The organism is Thalassotalea euphylliae (assembly GCF_003390375.1).
Taxonomy (GTDB): Bacteria; Pseudomonadota; Gammaproteobacteria; order Enterobacterales; family Alteromonadaceae; genus Thalassotalea_F; species Thalassotalea_F euphylliae_A.
The window spans coordinates 383,003-409,978 of the sequence record NZ_QUOT01000001.1; the positions used below are offsets into that span (position 1 = coordinate 383,003).

23 protein-coding genes and 1 tRNA gene are annotated in these 26,976 nt (G+C 42.2%); 18 read left to right on the top strand and 6 right to left on the bottom strand.

What is annotated here, in order from left to right:
- Positions 1–68: 68 nt before the first annotated feature.
- From uup to DXX94_RS01715, 3 genes are all read left to right on the top strand, one after another.
- Positions 69–1,976 carry an ATP-binding cassette ATPase Uup gene (gene uup / locus DXX94_RS01705; protein ID WP_116013458.1) on the top strand — a complete coding sequence of 636 codons (1,908 nt, stop codon included), beginning with the start codon at positions 69–71 and terminating at the stop codon, positions 1,974–1,976.
- Positions 1,977–1,996: 20 nt separating this feature from the next.
- Positions 1,997–3,742 carry a DUF3466 family protein gene (locus DXX94_RS01710; RefSeq protein WP_116013460.1) on the top strand — a complete coding sequence of 582 codons (1,746 nt, stop codon included), beginning with the start codon at positions 1,997–1,999 and terminating at the stop codon, positions 3,740–3,742.
- A gap of 248 nt (positions 3,743–3,990) precedes the next feature.
- Positions 3,991–5,265, top strand: coding sequence for a tyrosine-type recombinase/integrase (locus DXX94_RS01715; RefSeq protein ID WP_181901459.1), 1,275 nt, complete (start codon positions 3,991–3,993; stop codon positions 5,263–5,265).
- Between the two features lie 163 nt (positions 5,266–5,428).
- Here DXX94_RS01715 and DXX94_RS01720 read toward each other — a convergent pair whose 3' ends face one another.
- The 4 genes from DXX94_RS01720 to yejK all read right to left on the bottom strand — a co-directional run bounded on the left by DXX94_RS01720 (position 5,429) and on the right by yejK (position 9,316).
- Positions 5,429–6,274 (bottom strand): M23 family metallopeptidase, encoded by an 846-nt coding sequence (locus tag DXX94_RS01720; protein ID WP_258872069.1) that lies wholly within the window; start codon positions 6,272–6,274, stop codon positions 5,429–5,431.
- Entirely contained in the window at positions 6,267–7,148 is an 882-nt protein-coding gene (locus DXX94_RS01725; RefSeq protein WP_116013463.1) for a 6-carboxytetrahydropterin synthase, read from the bottom strand. The genes DXX94_RS01720 and DXX94_RS01725 overlap by 8 nt, the downstream gene beginning before the upstream one ends.
- 32 nt (positions 7,149–7,180) lie before the next feature.
- Positions 7,181–8,212, bottom strand: a complete 1,032-nt coding sequence (pyrC, locus tag DXX94_RS01730; RefSeq protein ID WP_116013465.1) for a dihydroorotase — start codon at positions 8,210–8,212, stop codon at positions 7,181–7,183.
- 63 nt (positions 8,213–8,275) lie between these two features.
- A complete protein-coding gene (gene yejK / locus DXX94_RS01735) occupies positions 8,276–9,316 on the bottom strand; it encodes a nucleoid-associated protein YejK (RefSeq protein ID WP_116013467.1) in 1,041 nt (346 codons plus the stop codon).
- Positions 9,317–9,499: 183 nt separating this feature from the next.
- Here yejK and DXX94_RS01740 point away from each other — a divergent pair, with 183 nt between their 5' ends.
- From DXX94_RS01740 to DXX94_RS01755, 4 genes are all read left to right on the top strand, one after another.
- On the top strand, positions 9,500–9,724 hold the full coding sequence (locus tag DXX94_RS01740) for a DUF1414 domain-containing protein (protein ID WP_116013468.1): 225 nt from the start codon (positions 9,500–9,502) through the stop codon (positions 9,722–9,724).
- Positions 9,725–9,748: 24 nt separating this feature from the next.
- Positions 9,749–11,425, top strand: a complete 1,677-nt coding sequence (locus DXX94_RS01745; protein ID WP_116013470.1) for a DUF3413 domain-containing protein — start codon at positions 9,749–9,751, stop codon at positions 11,423–11,425.
- A gap of 119 nt (positions 11,426–11,544) precedes the next feature.
- Positions 11,545–11,621, top strand: a tRNA-Pro gene (locus tag DXX94_RS01750).
- A 360-nt stretch (positions 11,622–11,981) separates the two neighbouring features.
- Entirely contained in the window at positions 11,982–12,932 is a 951-nt protein-coding gene (locus DXX94_RS01755) for a trypsin-like serine protease (RefSeq protein WP_147302228.1), read from the top strand.
- 45 nt (positions 12,933–12,977) lie between these two features.
- Here the strand turns inward: DXX94_RS01755 and DXX94_RS01760 are convergent, their stop codons facing one another.
- A complete protein-coding gene (locus tag DXX94_RS01760; RefSeq protein ID WP_116013473.1) occupies positions 12,978–13,334 on the bottom strand; it encodes a hypothetical protein in 357 nt (118 codons plus the stop codon).
- A 52-nt stretch (positions 13,335–13,386) separates the two neighbouring features.
- Complete coding sequence (locus tag DXX94_RS01765) at positions 13,387–14,286, bottom strand: LysR family transcriptional regulator (protein ID WP_116013474.1); 900 nt, start codon at positions 14,284–14,286, stop codon at positions 13,387–13,389.
- Positions 14,287–14,463: 177 nt separating this feature from the next.
- Between DXX94_RS01765 and DXX94_RS01770 the strand changes: the two genes are divergently transcribed.
- From DXX94_RS01770 to DXX94_RS01820, 11 genes are all read left to right on the top strand, one after another.
- Positions 14,464–15,168, top strand: coding sequence for a histidine phosphatase family protein (locus DXX94_RS01770; RefSeq protein WP_116013476.1), 705 nt, complete (start codon positions 14,464–14,466; stop codon positions 15,166–15,168).
- 80 nt (positions 15,169–15,248) lie between these two features.
- Positions 15,249–16,016, top strand: a complete 768-nt coding sequence (locus DXX94_RS01775; RefSeq protein WP_116013478.1) for an SDR family oxidoreductase — start codon at positions 15,249–15,251, stop codon at positions 16,014–16,016.
- A 100-nt stretch (positions 16,017–16,116) separates the two neighbouring features.
- Positions 16,117–17,328 (top strand): acyl-CoA dehydrogenase family protein, encoded by a 1,212-nt coding sequence (locus DXX94_RS01780; protein ID WP_116013480.1) that lies wholly within the window; start codon positions 16,117–16,119, stop codon positions 17,326–17,328.
- Positions 17,329–17,369: 41 nt separating this feature from the next.
- Positions 17,370–18,398 (top strand): phosphotransferase family protein, encoded by a 1,029-nt coding sequence (locus DXX94_RS01785; RefSeq protein ID WP_116013481.1) that lies wholly within the window; start codon positions 17,370–17,372, stop codon positions 18,396–18,398.
- Positions 18,399–18,497: 99 nt separating this feature from the next.
- Entirely contained in the window at positions 18,498–19,259 is a 762-nt protein-coding gene (locus DXX94_RS01790) for an SDR family NAD(P)-dependent oxidoreductase (RefSeq protein WP_116013483.1), read from the top strand.
- Positions 19,260–19,384: 125 nt separating this feature from the next.
- Positions 19,385–21,208: an acyl-CoA dehydrogenase gene (locus DXX94_RS01795; protein WP_116013485.1), complete on the top strand. Its 1,824-nt coding sequence runs from the start codon at positions 19,385–19,387 to the stop codon at positions 21,206–21,208.
- Between the two features lie 60 nt (positions 21,209–21,268).
- Positions 21,269–21,802, top strand: coding sequence for a MaoC family dehydratase (locus DXX94_RS01800; RefSeq protein WP_116013486.1), 534 nt, complete (start codon positions 21,269–21,271; stop codon positions 21,800–21,802).
- A gap of 60 nt (positions 21,803–21,862) precedes the next feature.
- A complete protein-coding gene (locus DXX94_RS01805; protein ID WP_116013488.1) occupies positions 21,863–22,777 on the top strand; it encodes an SDR family oxidoreductase in 915 nt (304 codons plus the stop codon).
- Between the two features lie 55 nt (positions 22,778–22,832).
- The gene (locus DXX94_RS01810) at positions 22,833–24,026 is read left to right on the top strand and encodes an acetyl-CoA C-acyltransferase (protein ID WP_116013489.1); all 1,194 of its coding nucleotides are present in this window, start codon (positions 22,833–22,835) and stop codon (positions 24,024–24,026) included.
- A gap of 156 nt (positions 24,027–24,182) precedes the next feature.
- Positions 24,183–25,865: an AMP-binding protein gene (locus tag DXX94_RS01815; protein WP_116013491.1), complete on the top strand. Its 1,683-nt coding sequence runs from the start codon at positions 24,183–24,185 to the stop codon at positions 25,863–25,865.
- Positions 25,866–25,891: 26 nt separating this feature from the next.
- A complete protein-coding gene (locus DXX94_RS01820; RefSeq protein ID WP_116013492.1) occupies positions 25,892–26,956 on the top strand; it encodes a patatin-like phospholipase family protein in 1,065 nt (354 codons plus the stop codon).
- Positions 26,957–26,976: the final 20 nt, after the last annotated feature.

Here is a 26,976-nt window from a genome sequence, read left to right on the forward strand (position 1 = left end):
TAATTAATCGATAAACAGAAATCACTAACAAATAACTAAAAATAGCGAAAAAGAGTAGTAATAACCCCATGGAATTAATTCGTATAACCAATGCTGAACTTGCTTTTGGCGATGCAAAAATTCTCGATGATGCTGAGCTAAGAATAAATCAAGGTGAGCGTGTGTGTTTGGTTGGCCGCAATGGTGCTGGCAAATCTTCGCTATTAAAAATCGTCAGCGGTCGTCAACAACTCGATGATGGTCAGTTGACTTTTTCGAACGATATTCGCATTGCTATGTTAGAGCAAGATCCGCCGCAAACCTGTGATAAAACTGTTTTCGATTATGTTTCTGAAGGCTTGCATGCCAATGCAGAGCTAATTAAGCAATATCATCATTTAGTTACACTGGTTGCCGAACAGCCGAATGAGAAAAACTTAGATGCTTTGGCGAATGTTCAACAGCAGTTAGAACAGGCGAATGCGTGGCAAGACGAACAGCGCATTGAACAAGTGTTAAGTACATTAGCACTTGATGCAGATAAAACGGTTGATCAACTCTCTGGTGGTTGGCTTAGAAAACTTGCCTTAGCCAAGGCTTTGGTAACGAACCCTGATGTGCTGCTGCTTGATGAACCAACAAACCACTTGGATATTGACAGTGTCTTATGGTTAGAGCAATTTTTGAAAAACTTTGCTGGTACTATTGTGTTTATTAGCCATGACCGTGCATTTATCCGCCGTTTATCTACCCGCATTGTTGATTTAGATCGCGGGCAGTTAACGAGCTATCCAGGTGATTACGATAAGTATATCGAACAAAAGCAGCATGACTTGCAAGTAGAAGCGCAGCAAAATGCGTTGTTTGATAAAAAACTTGCGGAAGAAGAGGCTTGGATCCGTCAGGGTATTAAAGCGCGCCGTACTCGCAATGAAGGGCGAGTGCGTGCACTTGAACGCTTGCGTGTAGAGCGTAAACAACGCCGAGACTTGAAATCGCAAGGGGATATCGAAATATCCAGCGGCGATCGTTCAGGCAAGCTTGTCTTTGAAGCACAAGATACTTCAATTGCCTTTGGCGATAAACGCGTGATTAATCATTTAAACCTGCTTGTTAGCCGAGGTGATCGCTTAGCACTGATTGGTGCTAACGGCACAGGTAAATCAACGCTAATTAAGCTGTTGATGGAACAACTCAAACCTACATCAGGCAAGGTACGTGTTGGTGTTAACTTAGATATAGCTTATTTTGATCAGCACCGCGAACAGCTAGACCCAAATAAAACCGTGCAAGACACGGTTGCTGATGGTAAGCAGGAGGTCACGTTAAATGGCCGCGGTCGTCATGTACTGGGTTACCTGCAAGACTTTTTATTCAGTCCCAAACGCGCTCGCACGCCAGTAAGAGCATTATCTGGTGGTGAAAAAAATCGTTTATTACTTGCCAGATTATTTTTACGTCCAAGCAATTTGTTGATTCTCGATGAGCCAACCAATGATTTGGATATTGAAACCTTAGAACTTTTAGAAGAAGTTGTTGCCAACTACAACGGAACTGTTGTGTTGGTGAGCCATGACCGTGACTTCGTGAATAACTGTGTTAATACCTGTTTGTATTTTGATGGCAGTGGCCATATTGAACAAATTGTCGGCGGTTACGACGATGTTGATCAATACCTAGCCTACAAGGCGACACAACGAAAAGCGCATGAAGAACAATTAAAACCTACGCAAACCGCTGAAAAACCCAAACAAAAGCAAGATAAACCTGCTGCTAAGAAAAAATTATCTTATAAAGAGGCAAGAGAGCTTGAAGCTTTGCCGGAGGAAATAGATAATCTGGAGTTATTAATTGGTGAGTTACAAGATCAGGTTAACCAACCTGACTTTTTTAGCCAAGACACAGCAACAACTCAGAAAATATTGAACCAGCTGCAAGAAAGTGAGTCAAAGCTCGAAGCTGCTTACGACAGGTGGCAAGAGTTAGATGAAAAATAATAAGTGAGATAAGTAGTTAGATGAAAAGTATTGTGAAATCTCTGGTTGCCCTTAGTGTAGCCAGCGCATTATCGGCAGCTGCGGTAAACGCTGCAACCTATGAAGTCGTTGATCTAGGTGAAGTTAACTCACTTAAATTTTCTTACGGTCAGCAAGTTAATAACCTTGGAGAATCTGCCGTACAAGGTACCGACTTATATAATATTCCTGTTCAATTTCAATACCTTGATGAAGATGACTACGACGTAATTGTTAACAATGCTGATCGTACTCATGAGCTAGTTAATAACCTAGAAGATATTGAAGACGAAGCAGCACTGCGCGCAGGCAACCCAACAGCAAATGACTTAGTGTGGGTAACACGCTTCCTAGAAAGCCAGGGCAGCAGCCGTTTTCAAAAAATTGGTGACACTGTTGCCATGATCAATCGTGGTGGCCAAACAGAAGAATTTGTTGTCTTTGATACAACCTTTGCCAACACCAATACGTTAACGCGATCAACGGTTGATTTTATTAATGGCATTACCGAAAACGGTTGGGTTTACGGTAATGCATCTGCACCTTTTCTGCCAATCGATTTCACCGAAAGCGACGGTGACGAAGTCACACATTGGGTAAGAGACTTTGAAACTCGTGCATACATTTCGACAGATTATGGTCAAACCATTAAACCAGTTTTAGCGCCAGAAACTCGTTTTTATAACGGTCAGTCAGCTATCTTGGATATGAACGGTACAACTGCTGTTGGTTACGTGAGTAATCAATTAAATCAAGATCGAGTTGATGATATAGAAGATGATACAGGTGGCTGTGCTGATCCAAATATTATTGATGACATTCCGTTTGAGGTTTGTGTGCAAAACTTATCAAGCGACTTGTACTTCTTGACCGCTTATCAGTGGGAATTAGATGACAGTGGTAATGTGGTTAGTGAAAAAGATCTTGGTTTGTTAGTGACGCCTAATGAAGATGATGATCGTGTTTTTCGTAGCTATGCACAAGCAATCAATGCCAATGGTGTTGCAGTAGGTTTTAGCCATGGTTGGATTGATGAAACTGAAACATCACCAAGTCAAAACGAGCCTCGTCGCCTTTACCCGGTTGTTTATAAAAATGATGAAGTAACCAGCCTTGTTGAAGATCATGGTGAGGTAGGTGAAGGGCGTGCGTACGATATTAACGACAATGGTATCGCTGTTGGTTATGTCACTCGTTCAGTCAATGGCTCAGTACGTGAAAAGTTTTATCATATTGATACTAACGCACCGGCTGGTGATATGACCATGGTATTTCCAGATGACTTTTTCACAGGTTCATCAAGTACTGCATTTGCTATCAATAATGCAGGCTTAATTGTTGGTGAAGGTGAATTTGAAACGCAAAATAGTACTAGCCAACGCCGTACACATGCTTTCTTGTATGATCTTAACAACGAAACCTTTACAGATATTAATGACTTCTTAACCTGTAACTCTGATTACACCATTATTGAAGCACGTGATATCAATGACAATAATGAAATTTCTGCCACAGCTGTGGTAAAAGTGCCACGTCGAGATGCCAAAGGCGAATTAATGTTAGATGCCGAAGGTAACCAATTAGTTGAAGATGTTGTACGCGCGGTTACGCTAAGACCTATCAATGGCGAAATTGAAGATTGTACAGAAGTGTCTGAAGACAGAGTAGAGCGTCAGGGTGCTGGTTTAGGCGCTGGGCTATTAGCAATACTGTCTGCATTTGGTTTTAGACGTAAGCTTAAGCGTTAAATCGTCACCAAAGATATAAAACTATTGAAACATAAAACGGCTCACTTCGAGCCGTTTTTAATTTGGTGTTAACTAACATACTGGTTTATTGTGTTGTAATAACGGAGTCTAGCTAAAGTTAATTTACTTATATGCATCCACCTCTGTTATGTCCAATACTCTTTAGTATTGGACATGGCGATTTAAGGAGTTTAAACTAGTTTCATTATGATAATCATACTAGTTATTTGTTTTTATTAACCTTAATCATGGCTATATCTAAAACTAAACCTGTACCTTTATATCCAACATACTTTGATCTAATCGAGTTTGATTTTGAAGACTATCCAGAACTTAATGCTTTCTTTGATGAGCAACCGGCTTGGTGGCTTGAACAATTCAACTGGGGAAAAGCTTATCTTGAATATGTTGGCCGAAATAAATCTCCACATACTTACGACAGATTTAGAAATGAAGTTGAACGTTTCTTACTTTGGTCGTTTCTCGAAAAACAAACACCGATTGATCAATTACGCAAAGCTGACATTCTTGAATATGCAGACTTTTGTTGGCAGCCGCCAATTAATTGGATTGGCACATCTAACCAAGAACGCTTTAAAGTGGCTGCCGGTTATTCTTCAGCGAATGAACATTGGGCACCATTTAAAGTTCAACTTTCAAAAAGCCAATTAAGTAAACTGACAGCCAATGCCCAGCCACTAGATGTTAATCAACTAAAAAAGAAATACCGACCGTCACAACAAACACTCACATCCATGTTCACGGGTATTATTGTTTTCTACAACTACCTAATGAGTGAAGAATTTTGTTTAGGTAATCCTGCACAAATTGCAAAGAAAGACTGTCGCCACTTTATTACTGATGTACAAGTGAAAGAAGTTAATCGCTTAAGCAGCACGCAATGGCAATACGTACTTGATGTTGCTGTTGAAATGGCTGATGAAGATGCCGTTTATGAACGTAACTTGTTTGTGATTGCGGCTTTGAAAACCTTGTTTTTGCGTATTTCGGAGTTGTCAGAACGTGCTACTTGGTCACCCATTATGGGACATTTTTGGTTGGATGATGACGACAACTGGTGGCTAAAAGTTTTTGGTAAAGGCAGAAAGCTTAGAGATGTAACTGTGCCTGTTGATTTCTTACCATTTCTTGAGCGATATCGATTATCACGTGGACTTTATGGCTTACCTTCAAGTAATGAAAATACAGTACTTGTTGAGAAAATTCGTGGTCAAGGTGGTATGACAGCTCGCCATTTACGTCGCATTGTACAAGCTGTTTTTGATCAAGCTTACGATAAAATGCGCCAATATGAAGGTGAAAATAAAGCACTGCGATTAAAAGAAGCCACAACTCACTGGTTAAGGCATACCGGAGCGAGTATGGAAATTGAACGAGGCCGCGAACTTAAAGATGTTTCTGAAGACTTAGGCCACGCCAGTATGGCGACAACCGATACCGTTTATGTTCAAACCGAAAATAAACAACGTGCAGCAAGTGGTAAAAAACGTAAGGTTAATTAATAACTTAATTCCTTTAAAATCCCTTCAAAGACAAGTAAGCCCCCTACTGTTTATCTATATGCGCTTGGTTAAAAATAAAGCAGTTACTATTAAAAGGTAACTGCTTTAAACAAGGTTTTGATAAAAGATTTTTTAATCTTGCGCTGAGCTTTTAATTATTCGCTTAGTTATTCGTTTGAATCTTCAGTGCTAACGCGGGGTCAAGGCGAACATTAAACCAGTTAATTCGCCAGTCTAAATGTGGGCCGGTTGATCTTCCTGTTGAACCAACTGCGGCAACTACATCACCTTGTTTCACTTTATCACCGACTTTTACATAGCTATCGCTTAAGTGTAGAAAAGTTGATGATACACCGTGGCCATGGTCGATAATCATAGTGCCACCGGAGTAAAACATATCGGCTACAGTTAAGGTAACAACACCGTCAGCAGGAGCTTTAACAGGATCACCTTTGTCACCAGCATAATCTAAGCCGTAATGTGGTGTTCTTGGTTCGCCATTATAAAACCGTTGGCTACCGTAAACCCCCGTCACTATGCCCTTAATTGGCGCAACAAAACCATCAGCAAAGTAGGTTAAATCACTATCTGTTGCCCTCGCCGTTCTAACCTGCGCACTGTCTTTCTTGGCACGTGCAACTGCTTTCGGGTTAGGTTTCATAATGCTTTTTTTGATACCGTTAACCCGCTGAATTTTGTACTCACGCGTTTCTGGGGTTAGCGTTTTCTGCTCAGTAGTGCCGTCAGGGTTGGTTACCACTAATTGATAACGTGATTTATCATCACGACCGAAGCCAAAAGCGAATTCACCTTGTTTACCCACTTTAAGCACTTTGTCGTTTAGCTTCACCACAGCTCCCGGTGTCGCTTGGCCAACAATTAAACCACCTTGGATCACTTCGCCTGAAAGCGTTAATTTTGCTTGAGCCGATAAGCTAACCAAGCTCGTTACAAGTAACAAAGGCAACGATTTTGAAACAGGCACTGAAAAAGTGAACGATTTAAACACTGGCGATAGCTCCTTTACCAACACCTTCATAAGCAACCACTTTAATAGTGTCATTTGGATGTTCTGCTTTTAGTTGGCGACCAATATAGTCGGCCAATAGCTCAACCGTAGAATCACAATCAACCACTTCTAATACATGCTCTTGCACTGCAATATCAAAACGACCTTGCGGCGCCATATAGGCAAAGTATTGGTGATCGGGTTGTAAATTGTCATGTGCAAAAGCAGATAATTCAATTTCTTCTTTAATTACTTTATCTTCAATTGAAGCCAAGTAAATGTCGCGCCAACGCTCACACCAGTATGCTTCTAATTCAGTATCGGCTTGCTCATTTTTGAACAAATTAATTTTTGAGCGGTGACCATGTGCGATGCGTTGACAGTTACCATCATGCTTTTTAAGACCATGGGTATAGTGATAAAATTCACTTGGAATGACTTCCGGTCGTAAGTTGATGGAAAGGCCTTTGACATTATCCGGTAACTGCTTTTGGATTACCTCAATCAAGTGTTCAGTGACCGCTTCGATGGTAATGGCTTGGCACTCAAGCTTAGCAAACGCACAAATTGGCGATTGTAAGAAATAACTGGCTCGATTTGAGGTAAAGTCAACAAATTCATGGCCTTCACGAACATCAGAATCAGTAACGCGTAACATTTTAGAGCCGGTTGGCAACAGTAATTTATGGTCAACCGCATCATCGATGATGGCTTTGATTTGTTTTTTCACGACACCAAAATCAAGTACCATGCTCATTTCGTTTAAATCGCCATCGAGTAGCACATCGACAATCCAGCTTTCACCAACAATGCCACGTTGCTCACACAGGTATGAAAAATCAATAACCGTTAAATCGTTAACAAATAATTGCATTCAGTTTATTCCTCAGGTTAAACGACCAGCGCTTAGCCTTTTACCTGCCAAGTCATTTGCTCACCCGCTTTAATCGGCACGACAACACCTGAGCCAAAGGCCATTGTCTCTGGCACTTCCCATGTCGCTTTTTCAAGCGTAATGGTATCGCTGTTAACTGGCAAACCATAGAAAGTTGGACCATTTAAACTCGCGAATGCTTCTAGTTGGTCTAATGCGTTCTCTTGCTCAAACACTTCGGCATAAAGTTCAATTGCAGCATGTGCTGTGTAAGAACCAGCACAGCCACAGGCACTTTCTTTCGCATGCTTGGCATGTGGCGCAGAATCTGTTCCTAAGAAAAACTTTTTATTACCACTGGTGGCAGCTTCAACTAAAGCTTCTTGGTGAATGTTGCGTTTTAAAATCGGCAAACAGAAAAAATGTGGACGAATACCACCAACAAGCATATGGTTGCGGTTATAAAGTAAGTGGTGCGCAGTAATGGTGGCACCAACGTTATCACCTGCGGCTTTAACAAATTCAACCGCTTGCTTGGTGGTGATATGTTCTAGCACAATTTTTAGTTTAGGGTGTTCTGCAACAAGCGGTGTTAAGATGGTGTCAATAAACTCAGCTTCGCGATCAAAAATATCAACATCATGCGTGGTTACTTCACCATGTACTAGTAGCAATATGCCTTGACGTTCCATCTCGGCCAATACGTCTTTGATGTTAGCAACATCTGTCACACCAGAGGCTGAATTGGTAGTTGCACCTGCAGGGTAAAGCTTACACGCAAACACTAAACCGCTATTTTTCGCATCGATAATATCTTGCGGTGTGGTGTTGTCCGTTAGATAAAGTACCATTAATGGCTTAAAGCCTTCACGCGGCTCGGCTGCCATAATGCGACCATAATATTCTTGTGCAAGCGCAGCATTGGTGACTGGCGGCACTAAGTTAGGCATGACAATCGCTCGACCAAAGTAGCGGCTAATATCGGTAACTGTGTTAGGCAGTACTTCGCCATCGCGCAAGTGTACATGCCAATCATCTGGTCGAGTAATAGTTAAACTTGTCATTGGTTATCCTTTCGTTTATCGATAATTATTGAAAATACAATTTGTGCGCGGTTACGGCCAACTCTATTGATCGTTTTGATCATTAAGTAACTTCAATAATTGATCTTTTAAATTTGGTGGGACTTTATAAATTGTTAAGCTGTCATTCGCTTGATTATACACGACATCTTGACCAAAGTGACTACGCTCGAAGCTGACGCTGATACCATTACCAAAGCCTGAATATTTAGTCACCTTGTTGACTACCGCTTGATCGTGCGGGAACGACTCTTCAATTTGGTAGTCTTGGGTTTTACAGAACTCGTAAAAGCTATCGCCGCCGTCACCGTTAGAAACGATTTTATCAATTTCTTTAATTTGTACGTCTTGTGACGATTCTTTTTGCTCTTTACAGTAGCTAACCAGCTCTTTGCGTGTTTGTTGCTTTTCATCTGCGTCTAGTTGATTAACGGCAACATAATCTTCAACCGCTTCAACAAGTGCTTGGGTTTGCGCTTTGGCGTTTAAACCTTCTTCACAGCCTAAAAAGTCTAAAAAAAAGTCAGATACTTTACGACCAGCACGACCGCGAATAAAGGTCACATAGCGATCGCCTGCTGGATTTTGCTGATAGTCAAACAAATCAATTCGCGCTGCTAGTTGCAGTTTGTCGGTATCTAAGTGCTGATCGGCAGAAATGTTTAATTCGCTATCAACTGAATAATGTTCTGAAATAGGAATAATGGCAGCAATTAAATAACGTCCACCCATGTGCTCGTAATGGCTCAGCACTAAATAGCCTGTTTCCGCTAAGTCATATTTAGTCAGTTCGTTTTTCAATAAATTAGTGGCTTGTTGGCTAAAGCTGTTGAAATCTTGTACATCGCTTAAGTAACTTTCCATGATATCAACAAAACGCGCCTCATCGCCTTCTGCTGGCATTGACGAAAAATGGCCGTAACCTTTATTGCCTTTTTTGTTATAAATATTATGGAGTGATTCCATAAAGCTTTGAATTTTATTGCTAATTGCTAATGATTCGGCGCCGTAGCGAATCTGCACTTCGCCAGTTTCAGCTTGTTTTGAAAGAAAGTGCAGCGCGATATTGGAAATTATTAAACTCATAATTGCTGGTCAGTATGATATTGATAAGGCTTTTGATAAACTATGGCGCTTATCACCTTTCAATCTTATCTAGTGATTTAACTAAACCTAAAAACATCGGCTTTATAAGCTGACAAGCTTTAGTAAGCTGATAGTATGCTGTTAAGTAAAGTCGCTAAGTAAAATGTATTTAAGTAAAAAATTATGCCTATTGTATCTAAGTATTCCAACGAACGTGTAGAAAAAATTATCGACAACCTGTTAAATGTCTTAATTGAAGAAAAAGCAGGTGCAGATTTGTCGCTAATGTGTTTAGGTAATGTAGTAACCGAAGTACTAACGCAACAAGTGCCTGAAAAACAACGACAAGTCGTAGTTGAAAATTTCACTAAAGCGCTAAGCCAATCGGTTAACACTACAACTAAATAAGAAGAACAAGAGTTACAAAACGTTATGGTGTCGTTTGAATCGAAAACCTACAGCAAGAAGCTATTACATTTAATTAGCTGGGGGCATTGGTTTACCTTTTTTAATATCATTGCGGCGATTTTGCTCGCCATGGTTTATTTGGTTAATGAAGCGGCGCCACAAACCTTGGCTGGCCAAGTATACTTGGTCAGCACTTGGCTCAGTCATATGGCGTTTTTAACCTTTATGACCTTTGTCTTGCTAGTCTTCCCCCTTACCTTACTTATTCCTAAAACCCGGTTTATCAGAGCAGCAGCGTCGATTATTTTTACTGCGATGTTGCTGCTGTTGCTACTCGACGCCTTTGTTTATAACCGCTTGGGCTACCATATAAATGCGTCTTCAATTGGGCAAATCATTGATTTAATAGGACAAGAAATACAGGATGATAGACGCACTTTTTGGTTTATTAGCCTAGTTTTGACCTTAGTCATATTGACATTTCAATTAACTGTCAGTAATTATGCTTGGAAGCACTTAAGTAAATTACAACGTACAGTATTTGCTAAATTTGTTGTATTTGGTTTAATCGTCGCGTTTTTTACCAGCCATATGATGCACATTTGGGCTGACGCTAACCTTGAATATGACGTGTTAAAGCAAGATACCACTTTACCGCTTTCCTATCCAACCACAGCTAAAACATTGCTAACCAAATACGGAATGTTTAATGAAGGCGACTATATAGCGCGTAAAACTAGCCCGTTAGCCTTTAATCAACCTATGCCAAAATATCCGACCATTGGCCAATGTCAGGCGATTGATAACCAGCAATCAACTTTTGTTATACTTAGTAAAGCAACCTTGTCTGAACAGCAAATTAGTCAGTTTAGCCAACGCTCTATTGCAACGAGTATCAAGCTTTCTCACCATATCGATAACGCAACCTTTGATAATGCATGGTTTAACTTAGTTTATGGTTTACCAACCATTTATCAGCCATCAATCAAGCAGGAAATGGCCGAATCTGTGATGTTACAAGCGATAAAACAGCACAAATTAACAACCAGTTTAACGCTAATCACTGAGCAGCCATCCCCGATGATGCCTTGGTTTGCTGAGCATTTTAATAGTGTTAATGAGCGAGATAATATTGCTTCTCTTATTTTTCCAGAAGAGCTAGCAGAATTTTCGCAAGGCCTACACTTTATCTACTTTGATCAAGAAGATACTTACCAACTTGAGTTGTTCATTGATGCCCTGCTACTTGCTCAAAAGCAAAAAGCCCAGCAAGACAACATTATTATCAGTTCACTCGGTAATGCTTCTGAGCAAGAGATGTTATCGATAAAGCCAGCGTTAATTTTATGGCCTGAAAAGCGTAAGCAGCAAATCTCACGCTTAACGAGTCAAATGGATATTGCGCCAACGTTACTAACGAACTGGTTAGGCTGCCAAGAACATTCTGAGCAGCTGACCGGTGGTAAAAATGTCTTTAAGCTAAAAGGTGATAGAGTGATTGCCAATACCACTGAAAATGGCATGGTCGTGTTTAACAAAGATAAGTCAGTCTTAATTGATCAAAATGGCAACTTCCAAAGTTATTCGCGCCAATTAGCTGCGCCAATTTCAGTTCCATCAGATTTTCCACTAATGATTGATGGCGTCCATTTCATCAAACGCTTTAGTGAAAATCATCAACAGATTCAAAACGTTCAATAAATCATCGCTTGAACAGAGATAAGAAAAAATATGGACTTTTGTGATTGCAAAAGTCCATATTATCGTTAATATACAGCCTGTTTCTTACGAATCTTATCAAGAAATACATACCAAATAATCGGGATATAGCGCAGTCTGGTAGCGCGTGCGTCTGGGGGACGTGAGGTCGCAGGTTCAAGTCCTGCTATCCCGACCAATTCTAAATCAAGCTATATAAAATCAAATAGCCACTATTGTCCCTACTTCATCACTTAAAACTAACTTTTACTTCAGGTATCAACCTCTCCTAGTATCATATCGTTTATAACCAGATACTTAGTGACCAAAAAGTGGCGATAATTCAGTGAGTTTATGTCCGTTTACTGGCTTAAAGTGTCGAATAATTTTACAGTTAATAAACTATAGTTCTTGTTACAACAAATTTTTAAAGGTTAACTCTTTGTTTTTATGACTTATTATTTACCAGGCCTAACATTTGCTTAACAATTTATTAACACTGGTTCAAAGTTTGGTACTGATTAGTGTCACAAATACAAGTTATGCAGGAGATTAAAGCTTGAAAAAAATAATAATAGGACTCACCGCAGCCTTTATCACTAGTCAATCGATGGCAGGGGTAATACGCCATGATGTAAATGAGCAAGCCTACCTTGATTTAGCACAGAATGCACAGTTTGATCCTGTAGGTCGCCTTTTGTTTAACAATAGTCAGGGGCGTTTTATCTGCTCTGGTACATTAATTTCTGACCAGTTTGTGTTGACCGCTGCACACTGTTTAGACGATTCGCAGACATCAGATGTAACATTTGATGTTGGTGGTAATCGCTACAACGGCGAACGCTGGAGAGTTCATCAAAATTGGGATCCTCTTGGCTCGTTGTTTGCTGGTTGGGACATCGCACTACTTAAATTAGATTCGATAGTTGACAATGTTACCGCTGCAAATTTATATACAGGTAATTCTGAGCTAGGCCAAATCGGTACTCACGTTGGTTTTGGAGCTTCAGGAGATGGCTTAACGGGGTCTGTACTTCCACCTGGTACTAAGAGAGCCGGTTTAAATGAAATTGATGAGTTTAATCTCGCGGGAGAAGGCCATGATCGCATCCTGTGGAATGATTTTGACGCCCCCCTTGGCATTGACCCGACACTAAGTCCGTTATTAATGCAAGATCAGGCATATCTAGAGAATCCAATTGCTGCATTTGGACGAGTCTCAGGCACAGCACTTGATTTGGAGTACATTATCGGTGGTGGTGATAGCGGTGGCGGTTACTTTTTAGAAGAGAACGGTCGGTGGTTTGTTGCAGGTGTTCATTCTTTTGGTGCCTCTATCGATGGTGCTACCGATGATACATATGGAGACTTTTCAGGCTCAACTCGCGTGAGCTCATTTGTAGACTGGATAGGTCGCACTCAGCAGAGCCTAGCAATACCTGAACCCAATACCGTTATGTTGTTAGCTTTATCACTTTTTGGTTTATCTCGTATCAGACAGAAAAACTAAAGATTAATTTACCTAATATAAAAAACCGGCTTAATCTCTGGTTTTTTATTGTCTTTGTTCTTTCATATTTTTTACATTAAGAGTCCTTATGTTACCCGCTTGATATGGATAGTTACGTAACCAATAAGGGGCGGCTTTTCCATCTTTTGATTTGTTTGAAAATTTAAGTTCCCTCACTTTTTTCAGAGCAAACTGTGTAAATATCCCCTGCTCTTTTTGCCCTGAGGCTAGTTTAGCTTCTATTACATCGCCGTTTTTATTAACTAGCACATCTAAATAGATAGTTATGGATTCTTGTCTTTGAACTAAGTTTTCTACGCCTTGCGTAAATTGATCTGCGTTGCTTGAAAGCACTGTTATATACAAGCTAGTTGCTAAAAGGGCTCTTATTGCTAATCTCATCGGGATATCTTACTCAGCTTCGATGTTTTTAATGTGAATCAGAACATAATGTTTAACTATTAGGTTGCTGCGCAGCGATTACTTTATTGCGCAACCATGTATTTGCAGGGTCTTGGTCAACATTGCTATGCCAATAGATATGTACATCTAACGGTGGCAGTTCTATTGGCAGTGGCGCGATACTAATGGGTAAAAGTTCACGGTACATTTTGGCCGATTTCTCGGGTATGGTTAGCAACATGTCATTGTTTGCGATAACTCGACACGCCGACAATAAATGTTGGCACCTTAATGCGACTTTTCGCTGTATGCCAAGTCGCCCCAATTCGTAGTCTTCCAAGCTTGGGCCAGAAGTACGTGTAGAAGCAACGACATGCGTTTGGCTTAAGTACCTTTGCAAGTCCAACTTGCCAGTAAAAATTGGATGGTTTTGCCTAGCCACTACTACTAACTTATCTTTGGTTAATTGCTGGTGCACGACATTGCTACTAACAGGCAACAAAATATCAATGGCAATATCAATATCACCACTCGCTAACTTGTTTTCGAGTTCACTTCGCCTCACTCTTTTACTGGTAAAGTTCATATTTGGCGACTCTGTTAGCAGTTGCTCAGCAAATAGCGGTAAATATGAAGCTTCTAGCGAGCCATGTAATGATACTGTGCAATATTTTCGAGACGTTGATGGTTCAAATTTCTGAGCTTGATACACACTGCTTTGCAGTTGATGAAGTGCTTCTCTGACATCGCCAATAACATTTTTAGCAAGTGCTGTTGGCTTCATTTGGTTACCTTGTCGAATAAAGAGCTTATCATCAAATTGTGCTCTCAATTTTGCCAACGAATGACTAACCGCTGGTTGCGAAAGGTTTAAGGCTGAAGCCGCTTTACTGATATTCCCTTCACAGTAGATGGCTTCAAATACCACAAACAAGTTTAAATCCATTTTCATCGTAGATCCTCATATCACTTTGCAATGACTAACGTTGATATAACTTTTGCTTAGTAATGACTAACGCTTTATTTATTCTTAACACGAATATAGCAAGATTACTAATATTCATTTGTTTTATTTATGTAGGCTTTTTAAGATGATTTTATAGCGACTAAATACATACATAAGAAATACATGGCTTCACTTTATTTAATTCGACACGGACAAGCTTCATTTGGTGAGCCTGAGTATGATCGTTTATCGCCCAAGGGTCATCAGCAAGGTTTAATGTTAGGTAAGGCATGGCAAACCATGGCAGCTCCGGATTTAGTCTTTACTGGAGAATTGTGCCGTCACCATCAGACCTATGAAGCATTTAATAAGGCATACAGAAACACCGCGCACCAAGAAGTTACCACTCACCAATTAGCAGCGCTTAATGAGTTCGACCATATTGATATATTGATGCAAAGCGAAAAACAATGGCGAAGCTATCAAGATCTTGTCGATTATTTTTCGTCGCTACCTGATGCCAAGAACAATTTAAAACAAGTGTTCGATGATGCTTTTACCAAATGGGCACTAGCCGACAGTACCGGCAACTATCAAGAATCTTGGGGCGTATTCAAACAAAGAGCAAACACTGCTCTACAACTGTTGATTGAGGCTCGGACAGTTGAGCAGCAAACAATTTTAGCCTTTACCTCTGGTGGTATTATTGCGGCAATAGTTCAACAATTATTAGCACTATCTGATCAACATTGTTTAACGCTAATGAGACAAATCAGAAACACTAGCGTGACCAAAATCGTATTCTCTGGAGAACGAGTTTCATTAGATTACTTTAATAATTATCAACACCTTGAACAGGTGGGTGCAAGTTGGTCAACCCATCGCTAATCACTGGACAAATGAGCAGATAACTAAACTCATACAACCAAATTATAAAAACCCAATTAAGCAAAATTAAGGGATGTAAAATGAACAACAACTTATTTGACCTATCAGGAAAAGTCGCTCTTGTGACTGGCGCTAGTCGCGGCATTGGTGAAAGCATTGCCAAAACGCTTGCCGCTTATGGGGCTCATGTCATCGTATCAAGTCGAAAAATAGACGGTTGTGAAGCCGTTGTCGAAAAAATCACTAGCGAAGGTGGCAGTGCTCAAGCTATCCCCTGCCATATCGGTGATATGGAGCAAATTGAACAATTGTTTAGTTCGATAACCGCGCAGCACGGCAAGTTAGACATTCTTATTAACAACGCAGCAGCCAACCCTTACTTCGGCCATATTTTAGAAACAGATCTCGGTGCTTATCAAAAAACGGTTGACGTCAATATCCGTGGTTACTTCTTTATGTCAACCAAAGGTGCTCAATTAATGAAAGAAAATGGCGGTGGCGCAATTGTAAACGTCGCGTCAATTAATGGTATAGTTCCAGGTGATTTCCAAGGTATCTATTCAATTACTAAAGCAGCGGTTATTTCGATGACAAAGGCCTTTGCTAAAGAATGTGCTGCTTTCAATATTCGCGTTAATGCCCTGCTTCCTGGCGCTACCGACACCAAGTTCGCAGCAACCCTAGTGAAAAATCCGAAAATTTTAGAGCAAGCGATGGCACATGTGCCGATGCGCCGCGTCGCTGAGCCTGACGAAATGGCTGGCACCGTGTTGTACTTAGTATCAGATGCTGCCAGCTACACCACAGGCGCTGCTATCAATGTTGATGGCGGTTACTTAATCGGTTAGGAGCTAATTGGCTAACGGCATTCTCCGCAAGACTCAATGAATAAAAGCTAAACCGAGTAGCAACAAACGCAAAGCTCTGCTTAGTTAAAAGGAAAAGACAATGAATTTTGAATACTCAGAAAAAGTAGAAGGCTTACTCAATCAACTTCGTGCGTTTATGGATGAGTTTGTTTACCCGAACGAAGATTCGATGAATAAGCAAATCGCAGAGCATCAGTGGTCTACACCGCCGCTAATGGAAGAACTTAAAGCCAAAGCCAAAGCACAAGGCTTATGGAATTTATTTTTACCACTTAATTACGGTGAATACAGCGCGGGGTTAACTAATCTCGAATACGCACCATTGGCAGAAGAAATGGGGAAAGTTGCATGGGCACCGGAAGTATTTAACTGCGCTGCGCCAGATACCGGCAATATGGAATTGCTCGCCAAATACGGTAGTGAAGCGCAGAAAAAACGTTGGCTAGTGCCTTTACTTGCCGGTGAAATTCGCTCAGCGTTTGCCATGACTGAGCCAGATGTCGCCTCTTCCGATGCCACCAATATTGAAACCCTTATCGAGCGTGATGGCGATGATTATGTCATTACTGGTAAAAAGTTCTATATCAGTGGTGCTTGCCGTCAACAATGCCAAATCATGATTGTTATGGGCAAAACAGACCCAACCAATGACAACCGTTATGTTCAACAGTCGCAAATATTAGTGCCAATGAACACGCCTGGCGTTACTGTGGTTAGGCCAATGAAAGTATTTGGTTACAACGATGCGCCCGAAGGCCACGCGGAAGTGATTTTCGATAAGGTACGTGTGCCAGCAGACAACATCATTGCCGGTGAAGGCCGAGGTTTTGAAATCGCTCAAGGCCGTTTAGGGCCAGGTCGAATTCATCACTGTATGCGCTCAGTCGGCGCAGCACAGCGTGCGTTAGATATGATGTGCAAACGCGTTAATGAACGCACGGTTTTTGGTCAACCGATGAGTAAATTGCAATCGATTCGAGAAGATATTGCAACGTCTGCTTGCCAAGTTGAACAAGCTCGTTTATTAACCTTAAAAGCCGCACAAAAAATGGATCTAGCGGGCAACAAAGCTGCACAAGATTTAATCGCGATGATCAAAATTGTTGCGCCAAACATGGCACTTGATGTACTCGACCGTGCCATCCAAATTCACGGCGCGCAAGGTGTTTCGCAAGATACTTTCCTAGCCCATATGTACGCAGGTCAACGCACGCTTAGACTCGCAGATGGTCCAGACCAAGTGCATATGATGCAGTTAGGTCGAAACCTTGCTGCAAAGCATGCGTTATAACGTAATTTCAACTGAATTTTTGTCAACGATCAGGAAAACACATGAAGGAAGTTGATCAATTAAACGAGCACGTGTTGTCAGAATACTTAGCGAGTCAGTTAAGTGATTTTAGCGGCCCAATTACGCTAGAAAAATTCGACGGTGGTCAATCAAACCCAACATTTAAAGTCACTACATCAGAAAAATCTTATGTATTGCGCAAGCAGCCACCGGGCAAGTTATTAAAATCAGCACATGCCGTCGATCGTGAATTTAGAGTAATTAGTGCGTTATATGGTACGGATGTCCCCGTCGCCAAGCCTTATCATTTATGCACCGATACTAGCGTGCTGGGCGAAATGTTCTATTTAATGGAGTTTGTTGGAGGTGATATTTATTGGGATGCATCACTTAAACAGGTTACTAGCAACGAACAGCGCGCCGGTATTTATGATGCAATGAACAAAATATTGGCAGCAATCCATAGTGTTAATGTGAATGACATTGGCCTGGGCGACTACGGCAAGCCGGGTAATTATTTTGAACGCCAACTATCACGTTGGATAGAGCAATACCGTGCAACAGAATTAGAGCGTATTGAAGAAATGGATATGCTCTACGATTGGCTAGCTCAGCATTTACCTGCTGACGATGGCCGCGTTGCGCTCGTTCATGGTGACTACCGCCTCGACAACATGATGTTCGCGCCTAATTCGTCCAACATTCTTGCCGTGCTTGATTGGGAATTATCTACCTTAGGCCACCCTTTTGCTGATCTCGCCTATCAATGCATGCAGCTCAGATTACCGGGCGGCATGGGCAGTGTTGACGGCCTCGCGAATGTTAATCGCGCGAGTTTAGGTATTCCAAGCGAGCAAGAATATGTAGAGCGCTATTGCCGACGCATGAATATTTCCAATATCGAACATTGGCCATTTTATTTAGCGTTCAGCTTCTTTCGTCTTGCTGCCATAGTGCAAGGCGTAGCAAAGCGTGCAACCTTGGGTAATGCCTCAAACAAAAATGCCATGAAGCTCGGAGCTTATGTTAAACCGCTGGCACAAATGGCGCTTGGCGTAACCCGTGAATAGCAAGAAATAAAAGCACAATAAACATAAAGCTCAGAAAAAACGAAAGTCACAATAAAAAATCAAACAAAAATACAACAGGAACAGCACAAGGAGCACAAAATGGATGCAATGTTAGATTTCACCGGAAAAACTGTCTTAGTTACTGGTGCTTCTCAAGGGCTTGGTCAATTACTTTCAGAAGCGCTAGCCAGTCGTGGCGCTAACTTAGTGATTGGCGATATCAAAGAAGCAGAGTTAAAAGCCGTTGAGCAATCAATGAGTGACAAAGGCTACTCGGTAGCGGCACTTGCAGGTGATGTCTCGCAAGATAGCTATTGCCAGAACTTAGCGCAATTAGCTGCCGAGAAATTTGGCAGCTTAGATATTGCCGTTAATAATGCCGGCATCGCACCAGCCCTTAGCCCGCTACATCAAACTGACGAAGCGACGATGGACAAGCAATTTGCAGTCAACGTAAAAGGCGTACAATTTGGTATGAAGCATCAAATTCCACTAATGCTCAGTCAAGGTGGTGGCGTTATTTTAAATGTTAGCTCACTTGCAGGTCTAGGCGGTGCGCCTGGTGTATCTTCTTATGCGGCGGCCAAACACGCCGTTATTGGGTTAACTAAAACAGCGGCTGCTGAATATGGTCGTTATAACATTCGCGTTAATGCCGCCTGCCCTTTCTTTACGTTAACCAATATGGTCACTGATATGTCAGACGATGAAGATCGTAAAAAAATGGCTAAAGGTGCGCCAATGAAACGTCTTGCAGAGCCACAAGAAGTGGTCGCGACTATGCTGTTAATGCTGTCACCAGCAAATACCTACATGACAGGACAAAGCATTGCCATTGATGGCGGCGTAACTGCGCTGTAATTGGGCGCTGAAATTAGGCGTTGCAATTAAAAGTTTAACTCTTATGGCCACAGCCAACTCAATCATCTTAGGCCAAGTATCTTGATATAAAAATAGAGATAACGGCGAAGACAAAGAGAAAGATAATGAATACCAAAATGCTAAATGAGCGTGAAATTGAATTTTTACTTTACGAGCTATTTGATACCGATGCTTTGTTCACGCGAAGCCGGTATCAAGATCATGATCGCACCACCTTTAAAGAAGTGATTCAAACCGCAAAAAATGTGGCAGAAAAGCACTTTTTACCGCTGCGTCATACCCTAGATAACCAGCAACCAACCTTCGATGGCGAAAAAGTGCATATCATTCCGGAGTTAAAACCTGCACTCGACGCCCTAAATGAATCAGGTTTACCTTCTGCAACAGCAGATTATGAATTCAATGGCATGCAACTACCACCAATTGTCGCCAATCTTGCTGGCGTTTATCTCACTATCGCCGGTGGTACAGCGCTTGGCTACAGCATGCTCACCACGGCAAATGCCAATTTATTGCAAGCGCATGGCAGTGACGAGTTAATAGAAAAATGGGTTAAGCCATTACGAGATGGCCGTTTTGCTGGCACAATGGCGATGACTGAACCCGACGCTGGCTCTGGGCTTGCCGATTTAACCACAAGTGCAGTAAAAGCTGATGATGGTAGCTATCGCATTACCGGCAACAAAATTTATATCTCAGGTGGCGATCACAACTTAAGCGAAAACATTGTTCATTTAGTGTTGGCAAGAGTAAAAGGCGCACCTAAAGGTGTTAAGGGAATTTCCCTATTTGTTGTGCCTAAGTATTTAGTTAACAATGATGGCAGCCTAGGCGATAGAAACGATGTAGCCCTTGCCGGTTTATTCCATAAAATGGGCGGTCGTGCACAAACCTCTACCGCGCTGAGCTTTGGGGAAAAAGGTGGCGCAATTGGCTATTTGGTCGGTGAGGAAAATCACGGCCTTGCTTATATGTTCCATATGATGAACGAAGCACGGATTATGGTTGGCACCAGTGGTGCGGCACTTGCCATGGGCGGTTATCAATACTCGCTTGAATACGCTAAAAACAGACCACAAGGTAGACTGCCATCGTGCAAAGATCCTTTATCTCCGCCCGTTAATATAATTGAACATGCCGATGTTAAACGCATGCTACTCGCGCAAAAAGCCTACGCCGAAGGTGCACTCGCGTTAGTTATGCTAGGTAGCCAACTTTCAGATGATGAAAAAACTGCACAAACTAAAGAGCAACGTGCTTATGCCCACACTCTACTTGATTTACTAACGCCAGTAATCAAAACCTGGCCATCAGAATATGGCACTAAAGCCAATGATTTTGCCATTCAAGTCCTCGGCGGCGCGGGTTATGTGAACGAACACCCCATTGAAATGTTCTATCGTGATAATCGCCTAAATCCAATTCATGAAGGTACTACGGGCATCCAATCATTGGATTTGTTGGCGCGTAAAGTGCCGATGGGCAGTATGCAAGGCTATCAAGCATTAATGGCTGAAATTAACGACACCATTAAAGACGCAACATCACATGAAGCGCTAAATGATTATTGCCAGCGACTACGCAGTGCTGTTGCAACGTTAAACCACACCACAGACAAACTACTCACAGCGATGGGCAATAGCCGGACTGAAGGTGCTGAAAGTATTGATCAAGTGCTTGCTAATTCTGTGCATTATCTATCCATGTTTGGTCATGTTGTTGTTGCTTGGTTGTGGTTAAAGCAAGCGAAAATTGCCGCAACCACCCTGCCCAATGCTAATCATGAAAGTGAGCAGCACTTCTATCAGGGCAAATTACAAGCGGCGCAGTATTTTTACCGTTATGAGTTAACGCAAATTCAACAGTGGGCGAGCTTGCTGAATGAGCTTGATGATACTTGCCACCAAATGCAGGCTAACTGGTTTTAACGAGTTTCAACTGAACAAGTTAACACTGTTACTCAAATAGAGACAAGATAAGGAATTCAGATGACAACAGCAGATATAGCAACGTCAAATGAAGCGAAAGCCGTAGTAGAAAATGAACCAGCTAGTAGCGCAGCTAAACAGCCCGTTCCAGTGGCAGAAATCGCCAGTTATGTTGGATACAAAGCCATTCCGACTGATTGGCACCATGTTACTCAAGCGCAAATTGATCAATTTGCCGATTGCACACTTGACCATCAATTTATTCACATTGACCCTGAAAAAGCGAAAAACACCCCTTTTGGCAGCACGATTGCACACGGTTTTTTAACCTTGTCTTTACTCTCTCACTTTGCCGAGCAATTTAGCATCACCATAGAAGGCGCCTATATGGGGATCAATTCGGGTTTTGACAAAATCCGTTTTCTCCAGCCGGTTAAAGTTGGCAGTATGATTCGAGCCCATGCAACCATTGAAAGCATAGACGAAACTAAGCCGGGACAATATCGAGTTAAAACCAATGTTTCTGTTGAAATTGAAGGTGTTGATACGCCTGCATTGATAGCTGAGTGGATAGGCATCCAATTAGTCAAATAAACCACGCTATCTTTCATAATTCAGGTAACAACTAATAATTTTAAGGCGAGGATAAGAAGAATGAGCATAGAGTTTAAAGGCAAAGTCGCTATTGTTACTGGCGCAGGAAATGGTTTGGGTAAATCTCACGCCTTAGCACTGGCCAAACGCGGTGCCAAAGTCGTGGTAAATGATTTAGGTGGTGCACGCGATGGCAGTGGCGGTTCATCGGCGGCATCAGAACAAGTTGTGCAAGAAATTATTGCCGCAGGTGGCGAAGCGATGAGCCATGGCGCTAACGTCGCTGACTTTGCGCAAGTGCAAGATATGGTGCAACAAGCCATGGATAAATGGGGACGCGTTGATATTTTGGTAAACAATGCCGGCATCTTGCGCGATAAATCATTCGCAAAAATGTCGCTTGATGATTTCAAATTAGTCATAGATGTTCATTTAATGGGCTCAGTAAATTGTACCAAGGCAGTTTGGGACACTATGCGCGAGCAAAATTACGGCCGCATCGTAATGACCACTTCTTCTAGCGGCATGTACGGCAATTTCGGTCAAACCAACTATGGCGCTGCAAAAATGGCAGTACTGGGTTTGATGAACACCCTAGTACTGGAGGGTGCTAAACATAACATTCGCGTTAATGCACTTGCGCCAACCGCAGGAACACGTATGACCGAAGATCTAATGCCTGAAAATATACTGGGCATGCTCGCTCCTGAATACGTAACACCTGGCCTACTTACTTTATGCGATGATGACGCGCCCAATCGCACTATTTTATCTGCGGGGGCTGGCGGCTATGCAACTGCCACAATTTACGAAACCGACGGCATCTTTTTATCGCCAGAAGAGCAATCTCCTGAAGCTATTCGCGAGCAATGGCAAGCGGTAACCGCACCTGATAATCAGCAAGCATTAGAGTCTGGTGTTAAGCAATCAGAAAAATTCCTAACAAAAGCAATGGCGGCAATGCAGCCAAGCTAAGAACCTGCTTACCAATACACGCAAATGTTAACCGGACAAGCTTAAGGAGAAGAACATGACTTCAACGACTAGAGAAGCCGTTATTGTGTCTGTTGCCAGAACACCTATCGCAAAAGCGTATAGAGGGGCTTTTAACGATCTTACTTCGCCATCGCTAGCAGCAATCGCTATTAACGCTGCATTAGACAAAGCGGGCGTAAATGGCGAGGAAGTAGACGATTGTATTTTTGGTGCTGCGATGCAGCAAGGTAGCCAGAGTATGAACTTTGGTCGTCAAGCAGCAATGGCCGCCAAGTTGCCGGTTTCAGTTCCAGGCATGACCATAGACCGCCAATGCGCCTCTGGTCTGATGGCCGTTGCCAGCGCTGCCAATCATATTGTTGGTGATGGTGCTAGTGTGGTTATAGCAGGCGGCTGTGAGTCCATCACGCTAGTACAAAATGAACACATGAATATGCATCGCGCGGTTGATGCTCGAGTTAAAGAGTACGCTCCCGCCATTTACATACCCATGTTAGACACTGCTGAAGTCGTAGCTAGCCGTTATAACATTTCCAGACAAGCACAAGATGAATATGCCTTACTTTCTCAGCAGCGCACCGCCGCCGCACAAGAGGCAGGCTTGTTCGATGATGAAATTGTGCCGGTTACCGCGACTAAGCTAGTGCAAGATAAGGTAACCGGTGATATTTCAAAGCAAGAAGTTACGTTATCGCTTGATGAAGGTAATCGCCCTGACACCACGGTAGAGGGTTTATCAGGTGTTAGAACCGTAAAAGAAGGTGGCTGCATTACTGGCGGCAATGCTTCACAGCTTTCTGACGGTGCCGCAGCGCTAGTGTTGATGGAAAAATCGGTCGCCGAGCAAAAAGGGTTAGCGCCACTTGGCGTATATCGCGGTATCGCGGTTGCTGGCTGTGAACCTGACGAAATGGGTATCGGGCCGATTTACGCTGTCCCTAAACTACTTGAACGTCACAACCTGACCATTGATGACATAGGATTATGGGAACTTAATGAGGCGTTTGCAGTACAAGTGCTTTATTGCGCTGATCACTTAGGTATCGACAAAGCGAAACTCAACGTTAATGGTGGCGCAATCTCTATTGGCCACCCTTACGGCATGAGCGGTGCTCGTATGGTGATGCACGCTTTACTCGAAGGTAAACGCCGAGGTGTAAAGTATGTAGTTATCACTATGTGCATCGGCGGTGGTCAAGGTGCCGCAGGACTTTTTGAAGTGTTATAAATAACATTATTTAGCTACAAAGTTAACGTAAAAATGCCTAATATAGACAGTGTCTAGTTTGCTAGACACTTCTAAAGAAAATATAAAATAAAAACTAAAAAATAATAACAACAATAAATATAAAAATTACAACAATCGTTTGATAGAGGATAAGCAATGGAAAAAGTGTGGCTAGAAAAAAGCTACCCACCGGGGGTGCCTTTTGAAATCAATCCCGACAAGTACACTTCATTGGTTGAAATGTTTGAAACTTATACCAACCAATACCGCGAAAACACGGCATTCATTAACATGGATGCCAGTATCACCTACCAAGAATTAGCCGACCAAGCCAGAGCATTCGCTGCCTATTTACAAACCAAATGGAATCTAAAACCCGGTGACAAGTTTGCCATTATGATGCCTAACTGTTTGCAGTATCCTGTTGCCTTATTTGGCGGCTTATTAGCAGGTTTAACGATTGTTAATGTAAATCCACTTTACACGGCTCGTGAGTTAGAGCACCTGTTGATAGATTCAGATGCCAAAGGAATATTGATCATTGAAAATTTTGCTCATACGCTTGCCCAGATCGTTGATAAAACCAAGGTCGAACACGTCATCGTTACTGGCCTAGGTGATCGTTTAGGTGGTTTAAAAGGTTTTATGGTTAATGCGGTTGTTAAACATATTAAAAAGATGGTGCCGAAATACCATTTGCCTAACGCCGTTAAATTTAATCATGTGATTTCGGTCGGCCAAAATGCCCATTTCACACCGGTAGCGGTTAAACCAACAGACCTTGCTTTTTTACAATACACTGGCGGTACAACAGGTCCATCAAAAGGCGTGATGCTAACACATCGCAATATGGTGGCGAACTTAGAACAGTCAAAAGCGATGACGACACCAGTTTTCCAACCCAACCAAGAGATAATGGTGACTGCCCTACCGCTTTATCACATTTTTGCGCTTAACTCGAATTGCCTGTGTTTTATTGCCTACGGTGGTACCAACTTATTAATTACTAACCCGAAAGATATGCCGGGTTTTGTCAGAGAGTTAGCAAAGTATCGCTTTACCGCAATTACGGGTGTTAACACCCTATTCAACGGCCTGATCCATACCCCAGGTTTTGATAAACTAGATTTTACTGGGCTAAAAGTTGCGTTAGGTGGCGGAATGGCTGTGCAACGACCAGTTGCTGAGAAATGGCAGGAAATTACAGGTGTTCGCTTGCTCGAAGGCTATGGCCTAACCGAATGTTGTCCTATGGTAACCATTAGTCCCTATAACCAAACTGAATTTAACGGATCGATTGGCTTACCCGCCGCATCAACGGAAATTCGACTGGTTGATGATCAAGGTAGCGATGTTGGTATTAATGAACCAGGAGAGCTTTGGGTGAGAGGGCCACAAGTGATGAAAGGTTATTTAAACCGCCCTGACGCTACTGCTGAGGCCATTGAAGACGGTTGGTTTAAAACTGGTGATATCGCCACTATGGACGAAGACGGCTATTTCCGCATTGTTGATCGTAAAAAAGACATGATCATTGTCTCTGGCTTTAACGTTTATCCCAACGAGCTAGAAGAAGTAATGGCGATGCACAGTGGCGTATTAGAAGCGGCGGCGATTGGTATTCCGTGTACCGCTACCGGCGAAAAAATTCGCATTTATATTGTGAAAAAACAAGCCGATTTAACCGAAGAATCACTTATCGCCCATGCCCGTGAAAATTTAACAAAATATAAAGTACCCAAAGAAATTGTCTTCATTGATGCAATGCCAAAATCAAATGTTGGCAAAATTTTACGGAAAGAGTTACGTACGCTAGCTGCAACTAAAGCTGCCGCTTAGTAAAAAGAGTTTATCAAAGGAGAGTTATGATTCAGCTATACGCTGGCACAAGTGCCCTAGAAACAATTAAAGCCGAAGGTTTTCACCAATCTTTGTTTACCGGTTTCTTGGGCGCAAGTGGTGGCCCCAAATGGTTTACCTTATACGGATTAGATAAATACCTATTTGGTGAATTTTTCAAAGCAAGGAACACGCCGCTAAACATTATGGGCTCTAGTGCTGGTGCATTTAGAGCCGCATGTTTTGGTCAAGCTAATCCTGTTGCAGCCATTACGCGTTTAGCAACCGATTATTCGCAAACGGTGTATGCCTCAAAAAAACCGACTGCGGCAGAAATTACAGAAACAGGCCGCATCCTGTTAGACAAAGTGTTGGGTAAAAACGGCGTTAACGAAATTATTGACAACCCCATTAGAAAAGCACACTTTGTTGTCGCTAAATCTAACGGCTTTGTCGCTAGTGAAAACAAATTAACGCAAGGCGCAGGGTTACTTAGTAGCTTTGTTCGTAACCGTATGAACAGGCAGTTACTGCGCAGCCAATATGAACGTTACATATTTCAGCCGTCAAGCAGTGATATGACCATTAGCGACCCTGACGAATTTACCACGCACATCACCTACCTGACGCCAAACAATCTTAAGCAAGCGCTATTGGCTTCAGGCTCTATTCCTATGGTAATGCAAGGAATAGCTGATATTCCCGACTGCCCACCGGGGATGTACCGCGACGGCGGCATTGTGGACTATCACTTTGATATTAAAATTCACAACCCAGGATTAGTGCTTTACCCACATTTCAGTCAAACACTGCGTGCTGGCTGGTTTGACAAAAGTTTATCACGCCCGATTCGAGCGCAGAATTACGACAACATTGTCGTGATCTGTCCAACACAAGAATTTGTTGAATCTTTACCATTGAAAAAAATACCTGATCGCAAGGATTTTACGGAATTAGACAGCCAAACCCGCATTAAAGTTTGGCAACAGGTACTCAGTCAAAGCGAGCAACTTGCTGAGGGCTTGCACGAGCTGATTCACAGGCAAAACCTAGATAAAATTAAGCCGATTTCGCAGTTAGCGATGCACTAAATTTGTAGTTTCTAGCCGAT

Bases quoted from the DNA above. Each gene is read 5' to 3' on its own strand.
- uup (WP_116013458.1), top strand. From the start codon at position 69: ATGGAATTAATTCGTATAACCAATGCTGAACTTGCTTTTGGCGATGCA.
- DXX94_RS01710 (WP_116013460.1), top strand. From the start codon at position 1,997: ATGAAAAGTATTGTGAAATCTCTGGTTGCCCTTAGTGTAGCCAGCGCA.
- DXX94_RS01715 (WP_181901459.1), top strand. From the start codon at position 3,991: ATGGCTATATCTAAAACTAAACCTGTACCTTTATATCCAACATACTTT.
- DXX94_RS01725 (WP_116013463.1), bottom strand. From the start codon at position 7,148: ATGCAATTATTTGTTAACGATTTAACGGTTATTGATTTTTCATACCTG.
- pyrC (WP_116013465.1), bottom strand. From the start codon at position 8,212: ATGACAAGTTTAACTATTACTCGACCAGATGATTGGCATGTACACTTG.
- yejK (WP_116013467.1), bottom strand. From the start codon at position 9,316: ATGAGTTTAATAATTTCCAATATCGCGCTGCACTTTCTTTCAAAACAA.
- DXX94_RS01740 (WP_116013468.1), top strand. From the start codon at position 9,500: ATGCCTATTGTATCTAAGTATTCCAACGAACGTGTAGAAAAAATTATC.
- DXX94_RS01745 (WP_116013470.1), top strand. From the start codon at position 9,749: ATGGTGTCGTTTGAATCGAAAACCTACAGCAAGAAGCTATTACATTTA.
- DXX94_RS01760 (WP_116013473.1), bottom strand. From the start codon at position 13,334: ATGAGATTAGCAATAAGAGCCCTTTTAGCAACTAGCTTGTATATAACA.
- DXX94_RS01765 (WP_116013474.1), bottom strand. From the start codon at position 14,286: ATGAAAATGGATTTAAACTTGTTTGTGGTATTTGAAGCCATCTACTGT.
- DXX94_RS01770 (WP_116013476.1), top strand. From the start codon at position 14,464: ATGGCTTCACTTTATTTAATTCGACACGGACAAGCTTCATTTGGTGAG.
- DXX94_RS01775 (WP_116013478.1), top strand. From the start codon at position 15,249: ATGAACAACAACTTATTTGACCTATCAGGAAAAGTCGCTCTTGTGACT.
- DXX94_RS01780 (WP_116013480.1), top strand. From the start codon at position 16,117: ATGAATTTTGAATACTCAGAAAAAGTAGAAGGCTTACTCAATCAACTT.
- DXX94_RS01785 (WP_116013481.1), top strand. From the start codon at position 17,370: ATGAAGGAAGTTGATCAATTAAACGAGCACGTGTTGTCAGAATACTTA.
- DXX94_RS01790 (WP_116013483.1), top strand. From the start codon at position 18,498: ATGGATGCAATGTTAGATTTCACCGGAAAAACTGTCTTAGTTACTGGT.
- DXX94_RS01795 (WP_116013485.1), top strand. From the start codon at position 19,385: ATGAATACCAAAATGCTAAATGAGCGTGAAATTGAATTTTTACTTTAC.
- DXX94_RS01800 (WP_116013486.1), top strand. From the start codon at position 21,269: ATGACAACAGCAGATATAGCAACGTCAAATGAAGCGAAAGCCGTAGTA.
- DXX94_RS01805 (WP_116013488.1), top strand. From the start codon at position 21,863: ATGAGCATAGAGTTTAAAGGCAAAGTCGCTATTGTTACTGGCGCAGGA.
- DXX94_RS01810 (WP_116013489.1), top strand. From the start codon at position 22,833: ATGACTTCAACGACTAGAGAAGCCGTTATTGTGTCTGTTGCCAGAACA.
- DXX94_RS01815 (WP_116013491.1), top strand. From the start codon at position 24,183: ATGGAAAAAGTGTGGCTAGAAAAAAGCTACCCACCGGGGGTGCCTTTT.
- DXX94_RS01820 (WP_116013492.1), top strand. From the start codon at position 25,892: ATGATTCAGCTATACGCTGGCACAAGTGCCCTAGAAACAATTAAAGCC.